This window comes from Pseudomonas sp. AC136 (genome assembly GCF_979258585.1).
Map to the genome: position 1 here is coordinate 3,748,373 of NZ_OZ409865.1, position 21,930 is coordinate 3,770,302.

General features: G+C 57.7%; 17 protein-coding genes, 2 tRNA genes and 2 rRNA genes. 10 read left to right on the forward strand and 11 right to left on the reverse strand.

All coding sequences use genetic code 11. The features are described 5' to 3' along the window. Positions 1-6 precede the first annotated feature (6 nt). Entirely contained in the window at positions 7-651 is a 645-nt protein-coding gene (gene crp / locus ACZZZU_RS16630; protein WP_108099316.1) for a cAMP-activated global transcriptional regulator CRP, read from the reverse strand. A 235-nt stretch (positions 652-886) separates the two neighbouring features. On the opposite strand from crp, the gene ACZZZU_RS16635 reads away from it, so the two are divergent. Further along, complete coding sequence (locus tag ACZZZU_RS16635) at positions 887-1,309, forward strand: OsmC family protein (RefSeq protein ID WP_108099318.1); 423 nt, start codon at positions 887-889, stop codon at positions 1,307-1,309. Positions 1,310-1,573: 264 nt separating this feature from the next. Then, complete coding sequence (speD, locus tag ACZZZU_RS16640; RefSeq protein ID WP_122497355.1) at positions 1,574-2,368, forward strand: adenosylmethionine decarboxylase; 795 nt, start codon at positions 1,574-1,576, stop codon at positions 2,366-2,368. 125 nt (positions 2,369-2,493) lie between these two features. Here speD and coq7 read toward each other — a convergent pair whose 3' ends face one another. From coq7 to ACZZZU_RS16655, 3 genes are all read right to left on the reverse strand, one after another. Continuing rightward, positions 2,494-3,141, reverse strand: a complete 648-nt coding sequence (gene coq7 / locus ACZZZU_RS16645; RefSeq protein ID WP_122497352.1) for a 2-polyprenyl-3-methyl-6-methoxy-1,4-benzoquinone monooxygenase — start codon at positions 3,139-3,141, stop codon at positions 2,494-2,496. An 81-nt stretch (positions 3,142-3,222) separates the two neighbouring features. Next, positions 3,223-4,023, reverse strand: coding sequence for a formylglycine-generating enzyme family protein (locus ACZZZU_RS16650; RefSeq protein WP_463551237.1), 801 nt, complete (start codon positions 4,021-4,023; stop codon positions 3,223-3,225). Next, entirely contained in the window at positions 4,023-4,361 is a 339-nt protein-coding gene (locus ACZZZU_RS16655; RefSeq protein WP_463551238.1) for a histidine triad nucleotide-binding protein, read from the reverse strand. The genes ACZZZU_RS16650 and ACZZZU_RS16655 overlap by 1 nt, the downstream gene beginning before the upstream one ends. Positions 4,362-4,456: 95 nt before the next feature. Here ACZZZU_RS16655 and ACZZZU_RS16660 point away from each other — a divergent pair, with 95 nt between their 5' ends. Beyond that, positions 4,457-5,938 carry an AAA family ATPase gene (locus ACZZZU_RS16660; RefSeq protein WP_463551239.1) on the forward strand — a complete coding sequence of 494 codons (1,482 nt, stop codon included), beginning with the start codon at positions 4,457-4,459 and terminating at the stop codon, positions 5,936-5,938. Here the strand turns inward: ACZZZU_RS16660 and ACZZZU_RS16665 are convergent. The 5 genes from ACZZZU_RS16665 to hemJ all read right to left on the reverse strand — a co-directional run bounded on the left by ACZZZU_RS16665 (position 5,935) and on the right by hemJ (position 10,690). Continuing rightward, complete coding sequence (locus ACZZZU_RS16665; protein ID WP_463551240.1) at positions 5,935-6,726, reverse strand: SDR family NAD(P)-dependent oxidoreductase; 792 nt, start codon at positions 6,724-6,726, stop codon at positions 5,935-5,937. The two genes, ACZZZU_RS16660 and ACZZZU_RS16665, sit on opposite strands and share 4 nt — an antisense overlap. A 42-nt stretch (positions 6,727-6,768) precedes the next feature. After that, the gene (locus ACZZZU_RS16670) at positions 6,769-7,881 is read right to left on the reverse strand and encodes a DUF805 domain-containing protein (protein WP_463551241.1); all 1,113 of its coding nucleotides are present in this window, start codon (positions 7,879-7,881) and stop codon (positions 6,769-6,771) included. A 93-nt stretch (positions 7,882-7,974) separates the two neighbouring features. After that, complete coding sequence (locus ACZZZU_RS16675) at positions 7,975-9,240, reverse strand: alanine racemase (protein WP_463551242.1); 1,266 nt, start codon at positions 9,238-9,240, stop codon at positions 7,975-7,977. Next, positions 9,237-10,199 carry an NAD(P)H-dependent flavin oxidoreductase gene (locus ACZZZU_RS16680; RefSeq protein ID WP_463551243.1) on the reverse strand — a complete coding sequence of 321 codons (963 nt, stop codon included), beginning with the start codon at positions 10,197-10,199 and terminating at the stop codon, positions 9,237-9,239. Before ACZZZU_RS16680 ends, ACZZZU_RS16675 begins: the two co-directional genes overlap by 4 nt. Before the next feature lie 65 nt (positions 10,200-10,264). Next, the gene (gene hemJ, locus ACZZZU_RS16685; protein ID WP_463551244.1) at positions 10,265-10,690 is read right to left on the reverse strand and encodes a protoporphyrinogen oxidase HemJ; all 426 of its coding nucleotides are present in this window, start codon (positions 10,688-10,690) and stop codon (positions 10,265-10,267) included. Between the two features lie 197 nt (positions 10,691-10,887). Here hemJ and argC point away from each other — a divergent pair, with 197 nt between their 5' ends. Both argC and erpA read left to right on the forward strand, forming a co-directional pair. Next, positions 10,888-11,922, forward strand: coding sequence for an N-acetyl-gamma-glutamyl-phosphate reductase (gene argC / locus ACZZZU_RS16690; RefSeq protein WP_463551245.1), 1,035 nt, complete (start codon positions 10,888-10,890; stop codon positions 11,920-11,922). A gap of 127 nt (positions 11,923-12,049) precedes the next feature. After that, complete coding sequence (gene erpA / locus ACZZZU_RS16695) at positions 12,050-12,400, forward strand: iron-sulfur cluster insertion protein ErpA (RefSeq protein WP_108099340.1); 351 nt, start codon at positions 12,050-12,052, stop codon at positions 12,398-12,400. A 54-nt stretch (positions 12,401-12,454) separates the two neighbouring features. Here erpA and ACZZZU_RS16700 read toward each other — a convergent pair whose 3' ends face one another. Next, positions 12,455-13,546 (reverse strand): anhydro-N-acetylmuramic acid kinase, encoded by a 1,092-nt coding sequence (locus ACZZZU_RS16700; protein WP_463551246.1) that lies wholly within the window; start codon positions 13,544-13,546, stop codon positions 12,455-12,457. A gap of 3 nt (positions 13,547-13,549) precedes the next feature. Further along, on the reverse strand, positions 13,550-14,971 hold the full coding sequence (locus ACZZZU_RS16705; RefSeq protein ID WP_463551247.1) for a peptidoglycan DD-metalloendopeptidase family protein: 1,422 nt from the start codon (positions 14,969-14,971) through the stop codon (positions 13,550-13,552). Between the two features lie 212 nt (positions 14,972-15,183). On the opposite strand from ACZZZU_RS16705, the gene tyrS reads away from it, so the two are divergent. The 5 genes from tyrS (at position 15,184) to ACZZZU_RS16730 (ending at position 21,910) form a co-directional block, all read left to right on the forward strand. Further along, entirely contained in the window at positions 15,184-16,383 is a 1,200-nt protein-coding gene (gene tyrS, locus ACZZZU_RS16710) for a tyrosine--tRNA ligase (RefSeq protein ID WP_463551248.1), read from the forward strand. Positions 16,384-16,927: 544 nt separating this feature from the next. Continuing rightward, a 16S ribosomal RNA gene (locus tag ACZZZU_RS16715) occupies positions 16,928-18,464 on the forward strand. Positions 18,465-18,592: 128 nt separating this feature from the next. Next, a tRNA-Ile gene (locus tag ACZZZU_RS16720) sits at positions 18,593-18,669 on the forward strand. A gap of 26 nt (positions 18,670-18,695) precedes the next feature. Then, positions 18,696-18,771 (forward strand) — tRNA-Ala (locus ACZZZU_RS16725). 249 nt (positions 18,772-19,020) lie between these two features. Further along, positions 19,021-21,910 (forward strand): 23S ribosomal RNA (locus tag ACZZZU_RS16730). Together the 16S and 23S rRNA genes with 2 tRNA genes alongside form the textbook arrangement of a ribosomal RNA operon. Positions 21,911-21,930: the final 20 nt, after the last annotated feature.

The following is a 21,930-nucleotide window of genomic DNA, read 5'->3' on the forward strand; positions in this document are numbered from 1 at the left end:
ATGGGCTTAGCGGGTGCCGAACACCACCATGGTTTTACCTTTGACGTTGACCAGGCCTTGTTCTTCAAGCGCCTTGAGGACACGTCCGACCATCTCACGGGAGCAACCGACGATGCGGCCGATTTCCTGACGAGTGATTTTAATCTGCATACCGTCGGGGTGAGTCATGGCGTCAGGCTGTTTGCACAGGTCCAACAAGGTGCGTGCAACGCGGCCAGTGACATCAAGAAACGCCAGGTCGCCCACTTTACGGGTGGTGTTGCGCAGACGCTCCGCCATTTGGCTGCCGAGGGCGTAGAGGATGTCTGGGTCTTGCTGGGTCAGTTCGCGGAATTTGGCGTAGCTCAGTTCAGCCACTTCGCATTCGGTTTTCGCCCGCACCCAGGCGCTGCGTTCTTTCTCGATGCCGTCTTTTTCAAACAGGCCCATTTCGCCGAAGAAGTCGCCTGAGTTGAGATAGGCGATGATCATTTCGCGACCGTCATCATCCTCGATAAGAATGGTGACCGAGCCTTTAACAATAAAGAACAACGTCTCGCCGCGATCGCCTGCGTAGATGATGGTGCTTTTGGCGGTGTAACGACGGCGATGACAATGCGCGAGCAGTTTGTCGATGTTCTTGATTTTTGGTGTGAGAGTTATAGCTACCATGCCCTAGCCCCGAAGAAAAATAAGATGCAACCCTTTGTCTAGCAGCAATTTTTTTATAAGTTATTCGAGCAAGTGTGCCAGTAAATTGTCGCCAGCTTAACAGACACTCATGGCCGTTGATCGGTTTTGAGACGTGGCTAACAGTGGCAGCTATCTATCAGCGTTTCTGGCTTGAACTAGTTGGTCTATGAGCTTGTGATAAGCTCCCGTCCCTTTTAACAGCGGAGGCGTGGCAATGAAAGCGCGGATTCAGTGGGCTGGCGAAGCTCTTTTCCTCGGTGAGTCTGGCAGCGGCCATGTTGTTGTCATGGACGGCCCGCCCGAGAGCGGCGGACGCAACCTGGGCGTGCGTCCCATGGAGATGGTGCTCATCGGCTTAGGCGGCTGCACCAACTACGACGTCGTCAGCATCCTGAAGAAATCCCGACAACCGGTTGAAAGCTGCGAGGCGTTTCTTGAAGCCGAACGCGCGAGCGAAGAGCCAAAAGTGTTCACCAAGATTCACGTGCACTTTGTGGTGAAGGGCCGCGGTTTGAAGGAAGCGCAGGTCAAGCGCGCGGTTGAACTCTCCGCTGAAAAATACTGCTCGGCCTCGATCATGCTCAGCCGCGGTGGCGTGGAAATTACCCACGACTACGAAATCATCGAACTGGGCTGAAACCCGACACCGAGCGTTCACACAACCAGCGCACACTGGTCCGCATTGCGCGGGTCACACGGTGCTGGCAGCCGGTAACCGACCTCTGCATAATGGCGCCCCTTTTTCCGGGGCGTCGTCTATTGGACACGGCGCCGCGCACCCATACCCAAAATCGCCAAAGCGAAGAGGTGTTAACCGTCCTACGCAGCTGTGTTGTTCACAACTGACGGGCATGCTCGATCACGCGGCCACGCCGCATCGTTAAAAAGAGAGTTCCTAACGGTGAAAAGCAAACTCAAGCTCCACGGGTTCAATAACCTGACGAAGACCTTGAGCTTCAACATTTATGACATCTGCTACGCGGAAACGCCGGAAGACCAGCAGGCCTACGTTCAGTACATCAATACCGAGTACGACGCAGCGCGGCTGACGCAGATTCTCACGGATGTTGTCGACATTATTGGTGCCAATATCCTCAACATCGCCCGCCAGGATTACGATCCGCAAGGCGCGAGCGTGACCATTCTGATCTCCGAGCAACCGGTCACACCGACTGACAGCCAGATCGAAGAATCCCCCGGCCCGCTGCCCGATACCATCCTTGCGCACTTGGATAAAAGCCACATCACCGTGCACACCTACCCGGAAATTCATCCGGTAGATGGCATCGCGACTTTCCGTGTGGACATTGACGTGTCGACCTGCGGCGTAATTTCACCGCTCAAGGCGCTCAACTACCTGATCCACCAGTTCGACTCCGACATCGTCACCGTCGACTACCGCGTGCGCGGTTTTACCCGCGACGTGCAGGGCAAAAAGCACTTCATCGACCACGAGATCAACTCGATCCAGAACTACCTCTCGGACGACACGCAAGCGGCCTATCAAATGACCGACGTGAACGTGTACCAAGAGAACCTGTTCCACACCAAGATGCTGCTCAAAGAGTTCGAGCTGGATAACTACCTGTTTGGCGACGCCACGCAGAACTTGTCGGCCGAACAGCGTGAGACCGTTACCAAGCGCGTGAAGCACGAGATGCTGGAAATCTTTTACGCAAGGAATGTTCCGGTCTGAAGACCGATCGCGGCTGAAGCCGCTCCCACAGAACCTGTGAACCTGTGGGAGCGGCTTTAGCCGCGATGCTTTTCAACGCAATAAAAAGGCGCCCCTGGAGGCGCCTTTTTATTGCTCGGCAAAACCTAGATCCGATACGTACTTTTGGTCATCACTTTCGACAACAAGCTCATCCCGAACTTCACCGGCGCCGGAAAACGGAAGCCACCGGCATCAAGTGCGCTGGCGGAGTGTTGGGCTTCGTCGGTGAGCATTTGCTCCAGAATCGCCCGCGACTTTTCGTCTTCGGCGGGAATCTGCGTCAGGTGCTCGTCCAGATGCTTGCACACCTGATCTTCAGTGGCGGCGACAAAGCCGAGGCTGACTTTGTCGCTGATCAAGCCGGCAACCGCGCCAACACCAAACGACAAGCCGTAGAACACTGGATTGAGAATGCTGGTGTGGCTGCCGAGTTCGCGGATGCGTTGTTCGCACCAGGCGAGGTGGTCGATTTCTTCTTCGGCGGCGTGCTCCATGGCTTTGCGCACGTGGGGCAACTTGGCGGTCAGCGCCTGGCCTTGGTACAGCGCCTGGGCGCATACCTCGCCGGTGTGGTTGACGCGCATCAGGCCGGCAACGTGGCGGGTGTCGTCGCGGCTCAGTTCGGTGTCCGGCTGGGTGAGGCCTGGCGAGGGGCGATACGGATGGCCGCTAAACGGCAGCAAGGTGCGCAGGGCGGCGTCGGCTTGCAGCAACAGGCGGTCGACAGGGGAGTAGTGGCGTTCGGTAGTCATAGGATTACCTCCGGAAAAGTCTGAGGGCAGTTTACTCCAATTCATCTGCTAGACGGCGGCTGGCAAGGCGCGCCGTTGTACTTAGGGCAGTTCGCGGAGCACGCGAAAACCTAAAGCATAGTCGTCGGTGCCCGGCTGCTTCAGGTCACGGAAGCTGCTGCGCAGGTACGTGGGCCCGCTGTTCCACGCGCCGCCGCGGACCACGCGAGGGCTTTGGTCCAGCGGCCCGGCAGCCTGTTGCTCGCTGCCATCAAAAGGTGTGACAAACCGCGAGGCGGTCCATTCCCACACATTGCCGGCCGTGTCGTACAGGCCAAAGGCGTTCGGCGCGAACTGGCCGACCTGGCTGGTTTTGTATTGCTCAGAACGCGGCGAACCGCAGCCGCGGCAATGGGCGCGCGGTTGGTCTTCCGGGCTGTCGAGCTGCTCGCCCCACCAGTAAAACGTGCTGCTGCCGCCCCGGGCCGCGTATTCCCATTCGGCTTCGGTGGGCAAGCGATAGCGGTGGCCGGTACTTTTCGACAGCCACTGCAGGTAACTCTGCACATCAAACCAGGACACGTGAATTACTGGCCGCTGCTCAGACAAGCCCCAGCCCTCGTTATCCGGCAACGCTTTGCCGGTCGCGCTGGCGTAGCGCTGCCAGTCAGCAAAGGTCAGCTCGAAGCGGCCGATGGCGAAGGGTTTCTCAATGGTGATCGACTGCGCGGGGTGCTCGTTGTAGTTGCCGCGCCCACTACTGTCGCCGAATACGAATTGGCCCGCCGGCACCACAACCAGCTCTGGCCCGGGTTCGTTGTTGGCAAGGGTGTCGTGAAACGCTTCAACGGCATGAGCGTGACCGGCGAACAGAGCCGCCAGCACAAATAGAAAACCCCGCATCAGCCCGGCGGCCAGGCCAGTTGGCGTTTACCCAACACATGCATGTGGATGTGAAAGACTGTTTGCCCGCCATCCTCATTGCAATTCATCACCACGCGAAAGCCTTGCTCGCAGCCCTGTTCTTTCGCCAGGCGCTGGGCGGTGAACAGCATGTGGCCGGTCAGGGCGCTGTCGTCTTCGGTGAGGTGATTGAGCGTGGCGATGTGGTTTTTCGGAATCACCAGAAAGTGCACGGGCGCTTGTGGGCCGATATCGTGAAACGCGACAACATGGTCGTCTTCATAGAGCTTGCGCGCGGGAATGTCCCCGGCGACGATCTTGCAGAACAGACAGTCCACGGACAGGTCTCCAGCTGGCGATAGGAAGCCGGAGTTTAACCAGGCGGGTGCGGCACCGCGAGTGCGCGTGCGGCGGGCAACGATAGGGAGCAGGTGTGAAGAACGATATCCATGACTTGGGGCTGGTGCTCGATTCCAAGGTGAAGCTGGTGGTGATCGAGTCCTGGGACGAGCAGCGGGTGATGGAAACCCTCACCAGCCTGGCGGTGAAACGCGGGCTGGGCTTGTTCACCTGGGCGGTTACCGAGGGCATGCAGAAGCTTGGCTTTGGCGGCGACCCGCAGGGTGACGCGCCGAGCTTCGAGCCGGAAGCGGCCCTGCGCCTGATCAAGCACGACCCTATGCCGAATCTGTATGTGCTGTGCGATCTGCATCCGTTTATGGAAGACAACCCCAAGCTGGTGCGGCTGCTTAAAGAAATTGCCATGGCCGAGGGCGCGCACAAACCCACGGTGGTGTTGGTGTCTCACGCCTTGAAGCTGCCACCGGAAGTTCAGCGCTACGCCGCGCGCTTCAGTCTGGCGTTGCCTTCTGAAGATGAGTTGCTGGCCATCGTGCGCGAAGAAGCGGGCCGCTGGAGCGAGCGCAACCGCGGCGCCCGCGTGCGTACCGACAACCGCACGTTGCAGCAGGTGGTGAAAAACCTTCGCGGCATGAGTCACGCCGAGGCGCGAGTGCTGGCGCGCGGGGTGATTTGCAACGACGGCGCCATCACCCAGGAAGATTTGCCCGAGCTGAACAAAACCAAATTCAAACTGCTCGACCTCGAAGGCGTACTCAGTTTCGAACACGACACGGCACGCTTCGCCGAGGTCGGCGGCTTGCTCAACCTCAAGCGTTGGCTGGCTGAGCGGCAAGACATTTTTCTCGCCGGCAAAGCCGCCGATTTGCCCAAAGGCATGCTGCTGGTCGGCGTTCAAGGCGGCGGTAAAAGCCTGGCGGCCAAAGCGGTTGCCGGGCTGTGGGGGTTGCCGTTGCTGCGGTTGGACTTCGCCTGCCTGTACAACAAATTCTTCGGGGAAACCGAGCGCAACCTGCGCGAAGCGCTGCGCCTGGCCGAGCAGATGGCGCCATGCGTGCTGTGGATGGATGAAGTGGAAAAAGGCCTGGCCAGCGGCGATCACGACGGCGGCGTCAGCCAACGCGTGCTCGGCACCTTGCTGACCTGGATGGCCGAACGCAAAGCGCCTGTGTTTATGGTCGCGACCGCCAATGCCATCGACCGCCTGCCGCCGGAGCTGGTGCGCAAGGGGCGTTTCGACGAGCTATTTTTCGTCGACCTGCCCGACGCCGAGACCCGTGCCGACATTTTCCGCATCCACCTGCTGCGTCGCGAGCTGGACCCTAACGCCTTCGACTTGCCGCAACTGGCGACCGTAAGCGACGGGTTTACTGGCGCGGAAATCGAGCAAGTGGTGGTCAGTGCGCTGTACGCCGGCCAGGCACAGCAACAGGCGGTCGACCAGAGCTTGCTGCTGCGCAATATCAGCAGCACGGCGCCGCTGTCGGTGGTGATGGCCGAAGACCTGGCGGCGCTTCGCGCGTGGGCGGCGGGGCGTACGGTTTCAGCGGGTTAAGGCTGGCGACTGAAGCGCTTGTTGACCACGCCGGCCAGCTTGCGCACCAGCCAGCGCGGGGCGAACCGTGAGCTTCTGGCGATCAGTCGGTTGCGCCAGCCGGGAATGATCAGCGCGCGGTTTTTCTCCAGCGCCCGCACGGTGTAGAGCGCCAGTTCCTCTGGGTTCATCATCAGCTTGCTGTTGGCCAGCTTGCTCACCTCCATGTCGGCGCCGCGAAAAAACGCAGTGCGCGTGGGACCGGGGCAGACCACCGACACCTTGATGCCGCGTCCTTTCATTTCCTCACGCAGGCCCTCGGAAAAATGCAGCACGAACGCCTTGCTGGCGTAGTAGCTGCTCATCCAGGGGCCAGGCTGAAATGCGGCGATCGACGCTACGTTGAGAATTTGCCCGCCGCCCAGCGCGGCCATGCTGTTGCCGAGGGCGTGGCTGAGGCGGGTGAGGGCCAGCACGTTAACTTCTAGCTGCTGCTGTTCGCGTCCCCAGTCGCTGTCCAGAAAAGGACCGGACGTGCCGAGGCCGGCGTTGTTGACCAAGAGGTCGATAGGCAGCTCGCCCTGTTCCAGCTCAAGGATCAGGCCGGTGAGTTGGGTGGGGTGGGCCAGGTTGCAGGTGCGAAATAGCACCTCGACGCCAAAGCGCTGGGTGAACTCGCAGGCGACGCTTTCAAGTACGTCGCGCTGGCGGGCTACCAGAATCAGGTTCCGACCGCGTCTGGCCAGGGCTTCCGCCAAGGCCAGACCGATGCCGCTGGAGGCCCCGGTTACCAATGCATAACGGGGCATAACGTTCTCCGTGCGGCGAGTGGGATGTGCAACGGTGCGTGCTTACTCTTCGTCAGATTCAGCGTCTTCGGCTGGCTCGACCGGCACTTCGACGGGCTCGGCAGGTTCGGCGTACTCCGCAGACGGTTCGGCGCTTTCTTCGCTGTCTTCGTCGGAGTAAGGCTGCGCGTAGCTGGAGTCCTCAGTGCCCTGGATATAGCTCTGGTACTGCGGAATGGCAATCGCGGCCAGGATGCCGATCACCACTGGCAGTATCAGCATTGACCACGCCATAACCACCACGCCTTTGCTGTTAGGCGGAGGCGGGGAACCGTAGCGGTTGGCGCCAGGAGTGCCCGGTAAAATAAGCATGAGCAACGGGAAAACGCTGCCGACAATCGGGACCAGCAGCAGCAAGAGCAACCAGGCCGACCAGCCCAGGTCGTGCAAACGTTTGGCGCCGAAACCGACGCTGACCACCATCAAGGCGATCCAGCCGATCACCATCAGGCCGATGGCGAGCACTTGCGAGATCATCATGGCGCCGGCGAAGACGAGGCCGAGCACCGGCAGAGCCAGCAAGGTCAGGCCCATGCTCCAGCCCAGATAGCGCACGCGGCCGATTCGCCCTTCGATGCCGAACAGGTTCAGCTCGCAATACTCCGGCAGGGTTTCGCCCACCTGAGCCTGCGGCGTGGCGTAAGGCGACGCGGTGGCAACGGCTGCTGCGCCCACGCTCGGCGCTGGCGCGACGGGAGCGGTTTCGGCCAGTTGGGTCTGACGGGCAGCGTATTTGTCGATGACGATGCCGCACGCGCTGCACTCGATGGCCTTGGCTTGCTCATGGCCACACTTGGGGCAGGTCATGCGCGTGGTTTCTTCGGTGGGCTCGGCAGGCGTGGTGCGGTGGTCGTCGGTTTCCACCAGGCTGAGGCTGGAAGCCAAGTCAGCCTCTTTGTAAACCTTGGCGCCTGCGTTCTGCAGCGCCGTGACGTATTTGTCCGCTTCGGCCTCGGTGAGGTCGCGTTTGAGCGCCACCGGGTTGCCGGTGAATAGCGCGTCAATTTTGTCGCGGTCGCTCTTGAACAGGCGGGCCAGGTTGTCTTTGACGGCATCCAATGCCGCCGCCGGCATCAGTTCGCCGGTGAACACGATTTTGAAGCGTGGATCGGTCATTCGTACGTCCCTGTCAGCACTAGAGATGAAGTGGGCACAGCGTACTGGCCCGAGTGAGGTTCAGACAAGCGCGGGCGTGATGCGCATCACGCTTCAGCCCATGTTTTCTGGCAGCCAGCGCCCCACGAAGCGGTTATTGCGCAGCAGGCGCAGGGCGCTGAAGTCGTCCAACAGGCCTTCGCTGAGTTGCGGACGCAGGAACACCCAGTCGTCGACGTGCAGATCTGTGGCGCGCGAGCCGTTCACCCGCTCCTGGTTGGCGCTGCGACCGAACAGGCTGTCGTAGCTCAGCCCGGCGGGGGCGACCGGTTCGGCCGGCCACCGACCGCCGTATAAGTAGTAGGCCTGTTGGCGGTTGCGGTCCCAGGTCTGCAACGCAGTTTGCATACCGCTCAAATAGGGCAATTCGCCGGTCTGCGCTTTGAGCACCGGGGTGGCGATCCACAGGGCGGGCGTGTGACCGCTGAGCAAGTCGGTGTCGAACTCGCTGGGTTTCAGCAGGGCTGAACCAACGGCCACCTCGTTGAGCGGCGTGTCGCCGCGTGCGTGCAGGGCATACGTCAGGCTGCCGCCGCCGTTGAGCAGGGGTTGTGCGGGCCAGAGGTCGGTGAAGGTTTGCGCGGCGGCGAGAAAGGCGCGGTAGCGGGCATTGCTGTCGGCGAACGCGCGGTCGCGGCCGACCCACGGCGGCGAATGAGCGACGTGGGCGTCATAGCCCATCAGGCCGCGCAGGCGTACATCAGTGTTGCGGGTCCGCAGCGCGGCGAGCGCCTCGCCAAGGGCTTGCGGGGTCGAGAAGCCGCCGCGGGCCAGGCCAAGGTCAATTTCCAAAGCAATCTGCACGGGTTGTTTCAGGGCTGCGGCCAGGTCCGCGTATTGCTGCAGGCGCTGCGGCGTGTCGATAAGCCAGGTGACTTGGCGGGCCGGGTCGAACGAGGAGGCCGCGCCCAGTTGCTGATAAAAACTCAGGGCGGCGTTTATCGGCAGCGGTTTGCCGACGAGCAAATCGGCATCCGCAAACAGCCGCGCCAGGCCATTGAGCTGCGGCTGGTGGAAGACCATAAAGCGCCGCGTGGCGAGTTTTTGCGCGAGATAGCCGAGCAAACCGTCGCTGGCCAGTGACTTGGCGACCAGTCGCAATGGCAGCGTCGGGCCTAACCGCTGGGCCAGCAACTCGGCGTTGACGTCCAGGCGTTGCATGTCGACTACCAGCTGCGGCACGCCGCCGCCGTCCTGTTTCAGCAGGCGGTTGAGCGTGGCGAAGTAGTCGTCGTAAGGGCGGCCGTTGTCGCCTGGACGCGCGGCCCAGGCCCCCAGCAGGCCCAGTGCGCCCAGGCCCAGCAGGTGGCGACGGTTCATCGCGGCCAGCGCTGACCCAGTTGCACGGTGCGTTGCTGGGCGGCGCGGTATTCGCTGTCCAGGCGCTGAATCAGCTCAGCGACGCTGGGCAGGTCGTTGATGTCGCCCACGCCTTGGCCGGCCGACCACACGGTTTTCCAGGCTTTGGCTTCGTCGTTGATGGGTTTGAGCTTTTCGCCGTAGTTCACCGCGCCCTTGTCTTGCAGCTTGGCCAGGTCAAAGCCGCCTTGCTCCAGGCTCTGGCGCATAAAGCTGGCGGGCACGCCAGAGACAGCGGGCGTGTGCACGATGTCGGCAGCTTTGGCGCCGAGGATCATGTCTTTGTAGGCCTGCGGCGCGTCGTTTTCCTTAACGGCGATCATGCGGGTGCCGAGGTAAGCGAGGTCGGCCCCGAGCATTTGCGCGGCCAGAATTTCATGGCCGTGGTTGAGGCAGCCGGCCAGCAGCACGGTTTTGTCGAAGAACTGGCGAATTTCTGCGACCAGGGCAAAGGGACTCCACGTTCCGGCATGACCGCCGGCGCCAGCCGCGACGGCAATCAGACCATCGACGCCGGCCTCGGCGGCTTTCTCGGCATGGCGGCGGGTGGTGACGTCGTGGAATACCAGACCGCCGTAGCTGTGCACCGCGTCGACCACTTCTTTTACTGCACCGAGGCTGGTGATGACGATGGGCACGCGCTGCTTCACGCAGATGGCCAAGTCGGCCTGCAGGCGCGGGTTGGTGTTGTGCACGATGAGGTTGACGGCGTAAGGCGCGGCGTCGCTGCTCAAGCCTGCGTTAATCTCGTCCAGCCAGGCTTTGAAACCGCTGCTTTCGCGTTGATTCAGTGCGGGGAAGCTGCCAACGATGCCGTTGTTACAGCACGCCAATACCAGTTGCGGGTTGGAGACCAGAAACATCGGTGCAGCAACTACCGGTAAACGCAGGCGTTGGTCGAGCAGGGCGGGCAAAGACATGGGCGTTCTCCAAATCGGTCGCATGGATGCTGCGGCAGCAGCAGTAACAGTTACAACGGAGGCAGTTAGAACGGACGCACGACCACCAGAATTACGATGGCCAGCAAGGCCAGTACCGGCGCTTCGTTAAACCAGCGATAAAACACGTGGCTGCGGCTTTGCTGCTCGGCGGCGAAGCGTTTGCGCATGGCGCCGCACATATGGTGGTAACCAATCAGCAGCACCACCAAGGTCAGCTTGGCGTGCATCCAACCTTGGCTGAGCAGGCCGGGGTTGAGCCACAGCAGCCAGATGCCAAGGCCAACGGTGGCGAGCATCGAGGGTGTCATGATGCCGCGATAGAGCTTGCGCTCCATCACGCAGAAGCGTTCTTTGCTGACGTTGTCTTCGCTCATGGCGTGATAGACGAACAGACGGGGAAGGTAGAACAGCCCGGCGAACCAACAAACCATGGCGATGATGTGAAAGGCCTTGACCCAAAGGTAGAGCATTCGGGGTTTCCTAAGCGGCGGAATGAAGCGGCGGTTGAGCGCCTGAAGTGGCCGTATTAAACAGGTTATCCCGGTCATACGTCACCAAGGCGGTTGGCCGTTGACGGATGCAGCCGTATCATCGGCAGCTTTCCCCGACTCGGGGAGGACTGCAGCGCTGTTGCGCAGTGGGCATTCAGTTTTACAGGGGGTTCGTGATGGTCAAGGTCGGTATCGTCGGCGGCACAGGCTACACCGGGGTCGAGTTGTTGCGCCTGTTGGCACAGCATCCACAGGCTGAGGTGGTGGTCATCACCTCGCGCTCGGAAGCGGGCACCCGCGTCGATGAGATGTACCCGAACCTGCGCGGCCATTACGACAACCTCAGCTTTACCGTTCCGGACACCGCTACTCTGGGCGCTTGCGATGTGGTGTTCTTCGCCACCCCGCACGGCGTCGCGCATGTCCTGGCCGGCGAATTGCTGGCGGCAGGCACCAAGGTGATCGACCTCTCGGCCGACTTCCGTTTGCAAGATGCCGAGGAATGGGCCAAGTGGTACGGCCAGCCCCACGGCGCGCCGGATCTGTTAGGCGAAGCGGTGTACGGGCTGCCGGAAGTGAACCGTGAGCAAATCAAAACAGCTCGCCTGATTGCAGTGCCCGGCTGCTACCCGACCGCCACACAGCTGGGTTTTCTTCCCTTGCTGGAAGCCGGTTTGGCCGATAACAGCCGCTTGATCGCTGACTGCAAATCGGGTGTTAGCGGTGCCGGACGCGGCGCGAAAGTGGGCTCACTCTTCTGCGAAGCCGGCGAAAGTATGATGGCGTATTCGGTGAAAGGTCATCGCCATTTGCCGGAAATCAGCCAAGGCTTGCGTCGCGCTGCGGGCGGTGAAGTGGGTCTGACCTTCGTGCCGCACCTGACGCCGATGATTCGCGGCATCCACTCCACGCTGTACGCCACGGTGACGGATAAGTCCGTCAATCTGCAGGAATTGTTTGAAAAACGTTACGCCAACGAGCCGTTTGTGGATGTGATGCCGGCCGGTAGTCATCCGGAAACGCGCAGCGTACGCGGCGCTAACGTCTGCCGTATCGCAGTGCACCGCCCACAAGGCGGTGATTTGGTGGTGGTGCTGTCGGTGATCGACAACCTGGTCAAAGGTGCGTCGGGCCAGGCCGTACAGAACATGAACATTCTGTTTGGGCTGGACGAGCGTTTGGGCCTGTCCCACGCTGCGTTGCTGCCGTAATAGACCAAGCGACCGCACGGCATGCAGCTGGCGGTCGCCGTTCAATAGTTGACCATTTTGGTAGGGGAAGCGGATAATGCCGCTGTCCCCAAGTAACACGTCGGCCACTGGCCGGGAGAAAGACAGCATGAGCGTCGAATCCTTCACCCCCACTCCGCTGCAATTCACGCACGGCGCGGCGAACAAGGTCAAAAACCTGGTCGATGAGGAAGGCAATCCACGTCTGAAATTGCGTGTGTTCGTCACCGGTGGCGGTTGCTCCGGCTTCCAATACGGCTTCACCTTCGATGAAGAAGTTGCCGATGACGACACCATCGTTGAGCGCGAAGGCGTAAGCCTGGTGGTCGACCCGATGAGCTTTCAGTACCTGGCAGGTGCGGAAGTTGATTATCAGGAAGGCCTGGAAGGTTCGCGTTTCGTGATCAAAAACCCGAACGCAACGACCACGTGCGGCTGCGGGTCGTCCTTCTCGATCTGAGTGATGGTAGTTACAACGACGCCGCGCGATTGCGCGGCGTTTTCGTTTCTGCAATCAGGCCGGGTAAATGGCGCCTAGCACCCGCAGTCCTTTGGCTCCGGTGACGCTTGGGCGATTGCTGGGAATGTTTTCCAGGCAGCAATGTGCAAGCCAGGCGAATGCCATGGCCTCTACCCAGTCGGCTGGCACGCCGTGTTCATCAGTGCTCTGCACGCTGCAGCCGGGCAGCAATTCGCCGAGGCGTTTCATCAAGGTAAGGTTGCGGGCACCGCCGCCGCAGACCAGAAGCCGTTCCGTATTCTGCTGGGCATTGGTCAGCGCGCCGATGATGCTCTGTGCCGTCATCTCTAGCAGCGTGGCCTGCACATCCGCTGGGTTGATCGTTGGGCGCTCGTTCAGGTGTTGGTCCAGCCAGGGCAGGTTGAATAGCTCACGGCCGGTGCTCTTTGGGCCTTTGGTCGTGAAGAACGGGTCACTCAAGAGCGCACCGAGTAGCGCGTCAGACACCGTGCCGCTTGCTGCCCAATCGCCATTGCGGTCGTAACTTACGCCCTGGTGACGACTAATCCAGGCGTCCATCAGCACGTTTCCAGGGCCAGAGTCGAAACCGTGCACCGGCTGCTGCGGATCGAGCAGGCTGAGGTTGCTGAAGCCACCGATATTGAGGATGGCCTGACGGCTGAACCCGTCACTGAACAGCGCATCGTGGAACGCGGGAACCAATGGTGCGCCCTGGCCGCCGGCGGCGACGTCGCGCCGGCGGAAATCGGCGACGACGGTAATGCCGGTCAGTTCGGTGAGAAGTGGCGGGTTGCCGATTTGAATGGTGAAGCCGCGCGCGGGTTCATGCCGAACTGTTTGGCCGTGGCTCCCGATGGCGCGGATATCGTTTGGTGTGAATTGCTGTTCGTTAAGCATCGCGTGGATGCCGTCAGCTGCGAGATTCGCCCACTGGTTTTCGGCGACCGCGCTTCGGGCCAACTCGTCCGGGCCGGCGCTGCAAAGCGCTAGCAAGTCGGCGCGTAGGTTGTCCGGCATGGGCAGGTAGCGAGTGGCGAGAAGGGTAGTGGTGTCGCTTTGGTCGATTAGAGCGATGTCCAGCCCATCAAGGCTGGTGCCGGACATCACTCCTATATAGCGCGGCACGGCTTAACGCTTGTTCAAGGCCAGCATGGTGGCCTTTTCTTGATCCATCTGCGCCATTAGCGGTTTGCTCATTTGCATGAAGCGCGCTTTGTCTGGGCCGGAAATCGGGTCTGCCATGGCCAGCTTCTGGCTCAGCGGATCGACATGTTGGCCATTCACCTGAAACTCATAGTGCAGGTGCGGGCCGGTCGACAGGCCAGTGGTGCCGATGTAACCGATCACTTGACCCTGTTTGACCATGCTTCCGGTTTTGATGCCTTTGGCGAAGCCCTGCATATGGCCGTACAGCGTGGTGTAGGTTTTGTTGTGCTGAATGATTATGGTGTTGCCGTAACCACCACGGCGGCCCGCCAGCTGCACGCGACCGTCGCCGGCTGCTTTGATCGGCGTGCCTCGCGGAGCGGCGTAATCCACGCCTTTGTGTGCGCGAATCTTGTTCAGAATCGGATGGAACCGACCCATCGAAAAACGTGAGCTGATGCGCGCGAAGTCCACCGGCGTGCGGATAAACGCTTTGCGCATGCTGTTGCCGTCAGCGGTGTAGTAGCTGGTGGAGCCTTGTTTGCTGGTGTAACGGACCGCGGTGAAGGGTTTGCCACGGTTGACGAAGCGAGCAGCGAGGATGTTGCCGTCGCCGACCTTCTTGTCATTCACCACCTTCTGCTCGTAGATCACTTCGAATTCGTCGCCTTCACGAAGGTCCTGCGCGAAATCGATGTCGTAGCCGAACACGTTCGCCAAATCCATCGTCATGTTATGCGACAGACCGGCGCGCTTGGCCGATACGAAAAGAGAGCTGTCGATGACGCCATGCGCGTAGGCGGTGCGGATGGTCGGCTTGGTCAGCTCGCGTTTGAACTCAAAGCCATTGTCTGTTTTTGCCAGCGTGATTGTTTCCAGGTCGCTGAGTTTGCTTTGCAGGTGCTGCAAGCCGCCGTCTTGGGTGAGCTTGACCTCAAGCACTTGGCCGATCTTCAGCTGACCGAAACGCTTGGCGTCGTTGCTGCTGCTCAGCGCTTCGTGGAGGTGAGCGGGTGTCAGACCGGCTTTCTGGAAAACGGTCGATAGTGTGTCCCCGTTCGCCACGGTGATGAGCTTGGTGTAGGGATCTACCGGCGCGGCCTCCGCAACTGGAGCTTGCAGTTTTTCTGCAGGCTGCTCGGCTTGTTGTGTCTCGGAGTTCTGTGGATCTACTTGAGCAAAAGGCGACGCCGACGTCTCGCCTGGCAAGCGTGGCTGCTGTTCGCTTGGATTGGTTTGAAGTTGTTCACTAGCGTTGAGGTCGAGATTGAGCGTGGTCTTTTTTGCTTCAACTTCTCGAGACGGAAACACCAGCAACGCCAGGCTTAGAAGGGCGGCAATGCCGCTGGCCGCAAGCAGATGACTTTTCGGATACGGCGGAGGCGCTTTAGAAATAGAGGTCATAAGGTGATTTTGACTTTGAAAAGATGAAAAGATGAGATGAAGAAAATCATGAATATGAAATAACTGTATAAAATATAACCAAAATCACCCCGAGGCAAGCCTATGGTTTTCCGGGTTTTAGCGTAGGGACAAGCGGCAGGCACAAACTTGTAATTAGTTGGTGATCTTGTATGGTTGGTTCCCTTCGAAAATCAGGTGGTAGCGGGGCGGGTATGAAGTCGGTTGAAGAGCAGCTGGCGCTGATCAAGCGCGGCGCAGAAGAGGTATTGGTCGAGGCCGAGTTGGTCGAGAAACTCAAGCGCGGCCAGCCGCTACGCATTAAGGCTGGTTTCGACCCGACCGCCCCGGACCTGCACCTTGGCCATACCGTGCTTATTAATAAGCTGCGTCAGTTTCAGGAGTTGGGGCATCAGGTCGTTTTCCTCATTGGCGACTTCACCGGCATGATCGGTGACCCCAGCGGCAAGAGCGCCACTCGTCCACCGCTCACCCGTGCGCAAGTGCTGGATAACGCTGAAACCTACAAGACTCAGGTCTTCAAAATTCTCGATCCGGCGAAAACCGAGGTGGCGTTCAATTCCACCTGGATGGATCAGTTGACCCCGGCCGACTTCATCCGCCTTGCTTCGCAATACACCGTGGCGCGGATGCTTGAGCGTGATGACTTCAGTAAGCGCTATTCCACCAATCAGCCGATTGCTATTCATGAATTTCTCTACCCCCTTGTGCAGGGGTATGACTCGGTTGCGCTGAAAGCAGACGTTGAGCTCGGCGGTACTGATCAGAAATTCAACCTGCTCATGGGGCGCGAGCTGCAACGTGCTTATGGGCAAGAAGCGCAAACCATCCTGACCATGCCGTTGCTGGAAGGGTTGGATGGCGTGAAGAAGATGTCCAAATCGCTGGGCAACTACGTCGGCATCCAGGAAGCGCCGGGGGTTATGTACAATAAGCTGGTATCCATTCCTGACGCGCTGATGTGGCGTTATTTCGAGCTGCTGAGCTTCTGGTCTATGGCGGAGATTGAGGTCTTTAAGGCGGATGTTGCTGCGGGTGCGAATCCGCGTGACATCAAGATCAAGCTTGCGGAAGAGATCGTTGCGCGTTTTCACGGTGACGAGGCAGCTGCGAGTGCGCATCGCTCTGCCGGCAATCGCATGAAAGAAGGTGAGCTGCCAGACGATTTGCCTGAGGTTGAGGTGTTATCGGCCGAGGACTTACCAATTGCTTCTCTACTTAATAGAGCAGGGCTGGTAAAGAACGCTGCGGGTGCGCGTGATTTGCTGAGCGCTGGCAGCGTACGTATAGATGGTGAGGTTGTGGATCGCACCTTTATATACAAGCTCGGCAGTGCCCATGTTTGTCAGGCCGGTAAGAAGGCTTTTGCGCGGGTTACGTTAAAAGCTGAGTAAAAGGTCAATTAATGCCTTGACGGCGTTTCCCAGGTGCTTATAATTCGCACCTCTTCCGGCGCGGAAGGCTTCTAAAAGTTATTTCTAATCAATAGGTTAGGTTGAAATTGAAGGTTGCAAAGCAGAGCGATCTGCGTAGAATGCGCCGGGCTGACAAGGTTGAAGGTTGGTCTTGTTGGTCGGTCGAGTAAGTTGATCGAAAAGCGGTAAATGAGGTGGTTGACAGCGGTTTGAAACGCTGTAGAATTCGCCTCCCGCTGACGAGAGACTGAAGTTGATCTGAAGCGCAAGCGGTTGAGTTTGAAAAGAAATTTTCGAAATCGCTTGACGGAATAAGAGGCTGCTGTAGAATGCGCGCCTCGGTTGAGACGAAAGGCTTAACCAACTGTTCTTTAACAACTGAATCAAGCAATTCGTGTGGGTGCTTGTGAGGTAAGACTGATAGTCACCAGATTATCAGCATCACAAGTAACACTCGTTAATTTGAGAGTTTTTTGCGATTGCTGAGCCAAGTTTAGGGTTTTCACAAAACCCAGATATGTTTGAACTGAAGAGTTTGATCATGGCTCAGATTGAACGCTGGCGGCAGGCCTAACACATGCAAGTCGAGCGGATGAGAGGAGCTTGCTCCTTGATTCAGCGGCGGACGGGTGAGTAATGCCTAGGAATCTGCCTATTAGTGGGGGACAACGTTTCGAAAGGAACGCTAATACCGCATACGTCCTACGGGAGAAAGCAGGGGACCTTCGGGCCTTGCGCTAATAGATGAGCCTAGGTCGGATTAGCTAGTTGGTGAGGTAATGGCTCACCAAGGCGACGATCCGTAACTGGTCTGAGAGGATGATCAGTCACACTGGAACTGAGACACGGTCCAGACTCCTACGGGAGGCAGCAGTGGGGAATATTGGACAATGGGCGAAAGCCTGATCCAGCCATGCCGCGTGTGTGAAGAAGGTCTTCGGATTGTAAAGCACTTTAAGTTGGGAGGAAGGGTTGTAGATTAATACTCTGCAATTTTGACGTTACCGACAGAATAAGCACCGGCTAACTCTGTGCCAGCAGCCGCGGTAATACAGAGGGTGCAAGCGTTAATCGGAATTACTGGGCGTAAAGCGCGCGTAGGTGGTTCGTTAAGTTGGATGTGAAATCCCCGGGCTCAACCTGGGAACTGCATTCAAAACTGTCGAGCTAGAGTATGGTAGAGGGTGGTGGAATTTCCTGTGTAGCGGTGAAATGCGTAGATATAGGAAGGAACACCAGTGGCGAAGGCGACCACCTGGACTGATACTGACACTGAGGTGCGAAAGCGTGGGGAGCAAACAGGATTAGATACCCTGGTAGTCCACGCCGTAAACGATGTCGACTAGCCGTTGGGGTCCTTGAGACTTTAGTGGCGCAGCTAACGCATTAAGTCGACCGCCTGGGGAGTACGGCCGCAAGGTTAAAACTCAAATGAATTGACGGGGGCCCGCACAAGCGGTGGAGCATGTGGTTTAATTCGAAGCAACGCGAAGAACCTTACCTGGCCTTGACATGCTGAGAACTTTCCAGAGATGGATTGGTGCCTTCGGGAACTCAGACACAGGTGCTGCATGGCTGTCGTCAGCTCGTGTCGTGAGATGTTGGGTTAAGTCCCGTAACGAGCGCAACCCTTGTCCTTAGTTACCAGCACGTTATGGTGGGCACTCTAAGGAGACTGCCGGTGACAAACCGGAGGAAGGTGGGGATGACGTCAAGTCATCATGGCCCTTACGGCCAGGGCTACACACGTGCTACAATGGTCGGTACAAAGGGTTGCCAAGCCGCGAGGTGGAGCTAATCCCATAAAACCGATCGTAGTCCGGATCGCAGTCTGCAACTCGACTGCGTGAAGTCGGAATCGCTAGTAATCGTGAATCAGAACGTCACGGTGAATACGTTCCCGGGCCTTGTACACACCGCCCGTCACACCATGGGAGTGGGTTGCACCAGAAGTAGCTAGTCTAACCTTCGGGAGGACGGTTACCACGGTGTGATTCATGACTGGGGTGAAGTCGTAACAAGGTAGCCGTAGGGGAACCTGCGGCTGGATCACCTCCTTAATCGACGACATCAGCTTCCTTATAAGCTCCCACACGAATTGCTTGATTCATTGCGAAAGACGATAGGGTCGTCCTAGAGGTTTTAGGAGGATCAGTGACGAGTTGTCAGCCTAGTAGCCCGAACAATTGGGTCTGTAGCTCAGTTGGTTAGAGCGCACCCCTGATAAGGGTGAGGTCGGCAGTTCGAATCTGCCCAGACCCACCAATTGTTGTGGAAGAAGCCTCAGATACGGGGCCATAGCTCAGCTGGGAGAGCGCCTGCCTTGCACGCAGGAGGTCAACGGTTCGATCCCGTTTGGCTCCACCACGACGACATGTAGAGTTCAGAATTGAGTATTCGCCTGTTGGTTGAATATTGAATTCTGGTCTTTGACTAGAAAGTATTATCGTTCTTTAAAAATTTGGGTATGTGATAGAAAGATAGACTGGATAGCACTTTCACTGGTGTTTATTCAGGCTAAGGTAAAATTTGTGAGTTCTCTTGAGAGATCAAGAGTATTTCGAATTTTCGGCGAATGTCGTCTTCATAGTATAACCAGATTGCTTGGGGTTATATGGTCAAGTGAAGAAGCGCATACGGTGGATGCCTTGGCAGTCAGAGGCGATGAAAGACGTGGTAGCCTGCGAAAAGCTTCGGGGAGTCGGCAAACAGACTTTGATCCGGAGATGTCTGAATGGGGGAACCCACTTAACATAAGTTAAGTATCTTGCACTGAATACATAGGTGTAAGAAGCGAACCAGGGGAACTGAAACATCTAAGTACCCTGAGGAAAAGAAATCAACCGAGATTCCCTTAGTAGTGGCGAGCGAACGGGGACTAGCCCTTAAGTTGATTTGAGATTAGCGGAACGCTCTGGAAAGTGCGGCCATAGTGGGTGATAGCCCTGTACGCGAAAATCTCTTATCAATGAAATCGAGTAGGACGGAGCACGAGAAACTTTGTCTGAATATGGGGGGACCATCCTCCAAGGCTAAATACTACTGACTGACCGATAGTGAACTAGTACCGTGAGGGAAAGGCGAAAAGAACCCCGGAGAGGGGAGTGAAATAGATCCTGAAACCGTATGCGTACAAGCAGTGGGAGCCCACTTTGTTGGGTGACTGCGTACCTTTTGTATAATGGGTCAGCGACTTATATTCAGTGGCGAGCTTAACCGAATAGGGGAGGCGTAGCGAAAGCGAGTCTTAATAGGGCGTTTAGTCGCTGGGTATAGACCCGAAACCGGGCGATCTATCCATGGGCAGGTTGAAGGTTGGGTAACACTAACTGGAGGACCGAACCGACTACCGTTGAAAAGTTAGCGGATGACCTGTGGATCGGAGTGAAAGGCTAATCAAGCTCGGAGATAGCTGGTTCTCCTCGAAAGCTATTTAGGTAGCGCCTCGTGTATCACTGCTGGGGGTAGAGCACTGTTTCGGCTAGGGGGTCATCCCGACTTACCAAACCGATGCAAACTCCGAATACCAGCAAGTGCGAGCACGGGAGACACACGGCGGGTGCTAACGTCCGTCGTGAAAAGGGAAACAACCCAGACCGTCAGCTAAGGTCCCAAAGTCATGGTTAAGTGGGAAACGATGTGGGAAGGCTTAGACAGCTAGGAGGTTGGCTTAGAAGCAGCCACCCTTTAAAGAAAGCGTAATAGCTCACTAGTCGAGTCGGCCTGCGCGGAAGATGTAACGGGGCTCAAACCATGCACCGAAGCTACGGGTATCACTTAGGTGATGCGGTAGAGGAGCGTTCTGTAAGCCTGTGAAGGTGAGTTGAGAAGCTTGCTGGAGGTATCAGAAGTGCGAATGCTGACATGAGTAACGACAATGGGTGTGAAAAACACCCACGCCGAAAGACCAAGGTTTCCTGCGCAACGTTAATCGACGCAGGGTTAGTCGGTCCCTAAGGCGAGGCTGAAAAGCGTAGTCGATGGAAAACAGGTTAATATTCCTGTACTTCTAGTTATTGCGATGGGGGGACGGAGAAGGCTAGGCCAGCTTGGCGTTGGTTGTCCAAGTTTAAGGTTGTAGGCTGACTGCTTAGGTAAATCCGGGCGGTTAAGGCTGAGAACTGATGACGAGTGCTCATTAGAGCGCGAAGTGGTTGATGCCATGCTTCCAAGAAAAGCCTCTAAGCTTCAGATAACTAGGAACCGTACCCCAAACCGACACAGGTGGTTGGGTAGAGAATACCAAGGCGCTTGAGAGAACTCGGGTGAAGGAACTAGGCAAAATGGCACCGTAACTTCGGGAGAAGGTGCGCCGGTGAGGGTGAAGCATTTACTGCGTAAGCTCATGCCGGTCGAAGATACCAGGCCGCTGCGACTGTTTATTAAAAACACAGCACTCTGCAAACACGAAAGTGGACGTATAGGGTGTGACGCCTGCCCGGTGCCGGAAGGTTAATTGATGGGGTTAGCTAACGCGAAGCTCTTGATCGAAGCCCCGGTAAACGGCGGCCGTAACTATAACGGTCCTAAGGTAGCGAAATTCCTTGTCGGGTAAGTTCCGACCTGCACGAATGGCGTAACGATGGCGGCGCTGTCTCCACCCGAGACTCAGTGAAATTGAAATCGCTGTGAAGATGCAGTGTATCCGCGGCTAGACGGAAAGACCCCGTGAACCTTTACTATAGCTTTGCACTGGACTTTGAATTTGCTTGTGTAGGATAGGTGGGAGGCTTTGAAGCGTGGACGCCAGTTCGCGTGGAGCCAATCTTGAAATACCACCCTGGCAACTTTGAGGTTCTAACTCTGGTCCGTTATCCGGATCGAGGACAGTGTATGGTGGGTAGTTTGACTGGGGCGGTCTCCTCCTAAAGAGTAACGGAGGAGTACGAAGGTGCGCTCAGGCCGGTCGGAAATCGGTCGTAGAGTATAAAGGCAAAAGCGCGCTTGACTGCGAGACAGACACGTCGAGCAGGTACGAAAGTAGGTCTTAGTGATCCGGTGGTTCTGTATGGAAGGGCCATCGCTCAACGGATAAAAGGTACTCCGGGGATAACAGGCTGATACCGCCCAAGAGTTCATATCGACGGCGGTGTTTGGCACCTCGATGTCGGCTCATCACATCCTGGGGCTGAAGCCGGTCCCAAGGGTATGGCTGTTCGCCATTTAAAGTGGTACGCGAGCTGGGTTTAGAACGTCGTGAGACAGTTCGGTCCCTATCTGCCGTGGACGTTTGAGATTTGAGAGGGGCTGCTCCTAGTACGAGAGGACCGGAGTGGACGAACCTCTGGTGTTCCGGTTGTCACGCCAGTGGCATCGCCGGGTAGCTATGTTCGGAATAGATAACCGCTGAAAGCATCTAAGCGGGAAACTAGCCTCAAGATGAGATCTCACTGGGATCTTGAATCCCCTAAAGGGCCGTCGAAGACTACGACGTTGATAGGTGGGGTGTGTAAGCGTTGTGAGGCGTTGAGCTAACCCATACTAATTGCCCGTGAGGCTTGACCATATAACACCCAAGCAATTTGC

Bases quoted from the DNA above. Each gene is read 5' to 3' on its own strand.
- crp (WP_108099316.1), bottom strand. From the start codon at position 651: ATGGTAGCTATAACTCTCACACCAAAAATCAAGAACATCGACAAACTG.
- ACZZZU_RS16635 (WP_108099318.1), top strand. From the start codon at position 887: ATGAAAGCGCGGATTCAGTGGGCTGGCGAAGCTCTTTTCCTCGGTGAG.
- coq7 (WP_122497352.1), bottom strand. From the start codon at position 3,141: ATGACTACCGAACGCCACTACTCCCCTGTCGACCGCCTGTTGCTGCAA.
- ACZZZU_RS16650 (WP_463551237.1), bottom strand. From the start codon at position 4,023: ATGCGGGGTTTTCTATTTGTGCTGGCGGCTCTGTTCGCCGGTCACGCT.
- ACZZZU_RS16665 (WP_463551240.1), bottom strand. From the start codon at position 6,726: ATGCCCCGTTATGCATTGGTAACCGGGGCCTCCAGCGGCATCGGTCTG.
- ACZZZU_RS16670 (WP_463551241.1), bottom strand. From the start codon at position 7,881: ATGACCGATCCACGCTTCAAAATCGTGTTCACCGGCGAACTGATGCCG.
- ACZZZU_RS16675 (WP_463551242.1), bottom strand. From the start codon at position 9,240: ATGAACCGTCGCCACCTGCTGGGCCTGGGCGCACTGGGCCTGCTGGGG.
- ACZZZU_RS16680 (WP_463551243.1), bottom strand. From the start codon at position 10,199: ATGTCTTTGCCCGCCCTGCTCGACCAACGCCTGCGTTTACCGGTAGTT.
- hemJ (WP_463551244.1), bottom strand. From the start codon at position 10,690: ATGCTCTACCTTTGGGTCAAGGCCTTTCACATCATCGCCATGGTTTGT.
- argC (WP_463551245.1), top strand. From the start codon at position 10,888: ATGGTCAAGGTCGGTATCGTCGGCGGCACAGGCTACACCGGGGTCGAG.
- erpA (WP_108099340.1), top strand. From the start codon at position 12,050: ATGAGCGTCGAATCCTTCACCCCCACTCCGCTGCAATTCACGCACGGC.
- ACZZZU_RS16705 (WP_463551247.1), bottom strand. From the start codon at position 14,971: ATGACCTCTATTTCTAAAGCGCCTCCGCCGTATCCGAAAAGTCATCTG.
- tyrS (WP_463551248.1), top strand. From the start codon at position 15,184: ATGAAGTCGGTTGAAGAGCAGCTGGCGCTGATCAAGCGCGGCGCAGAA.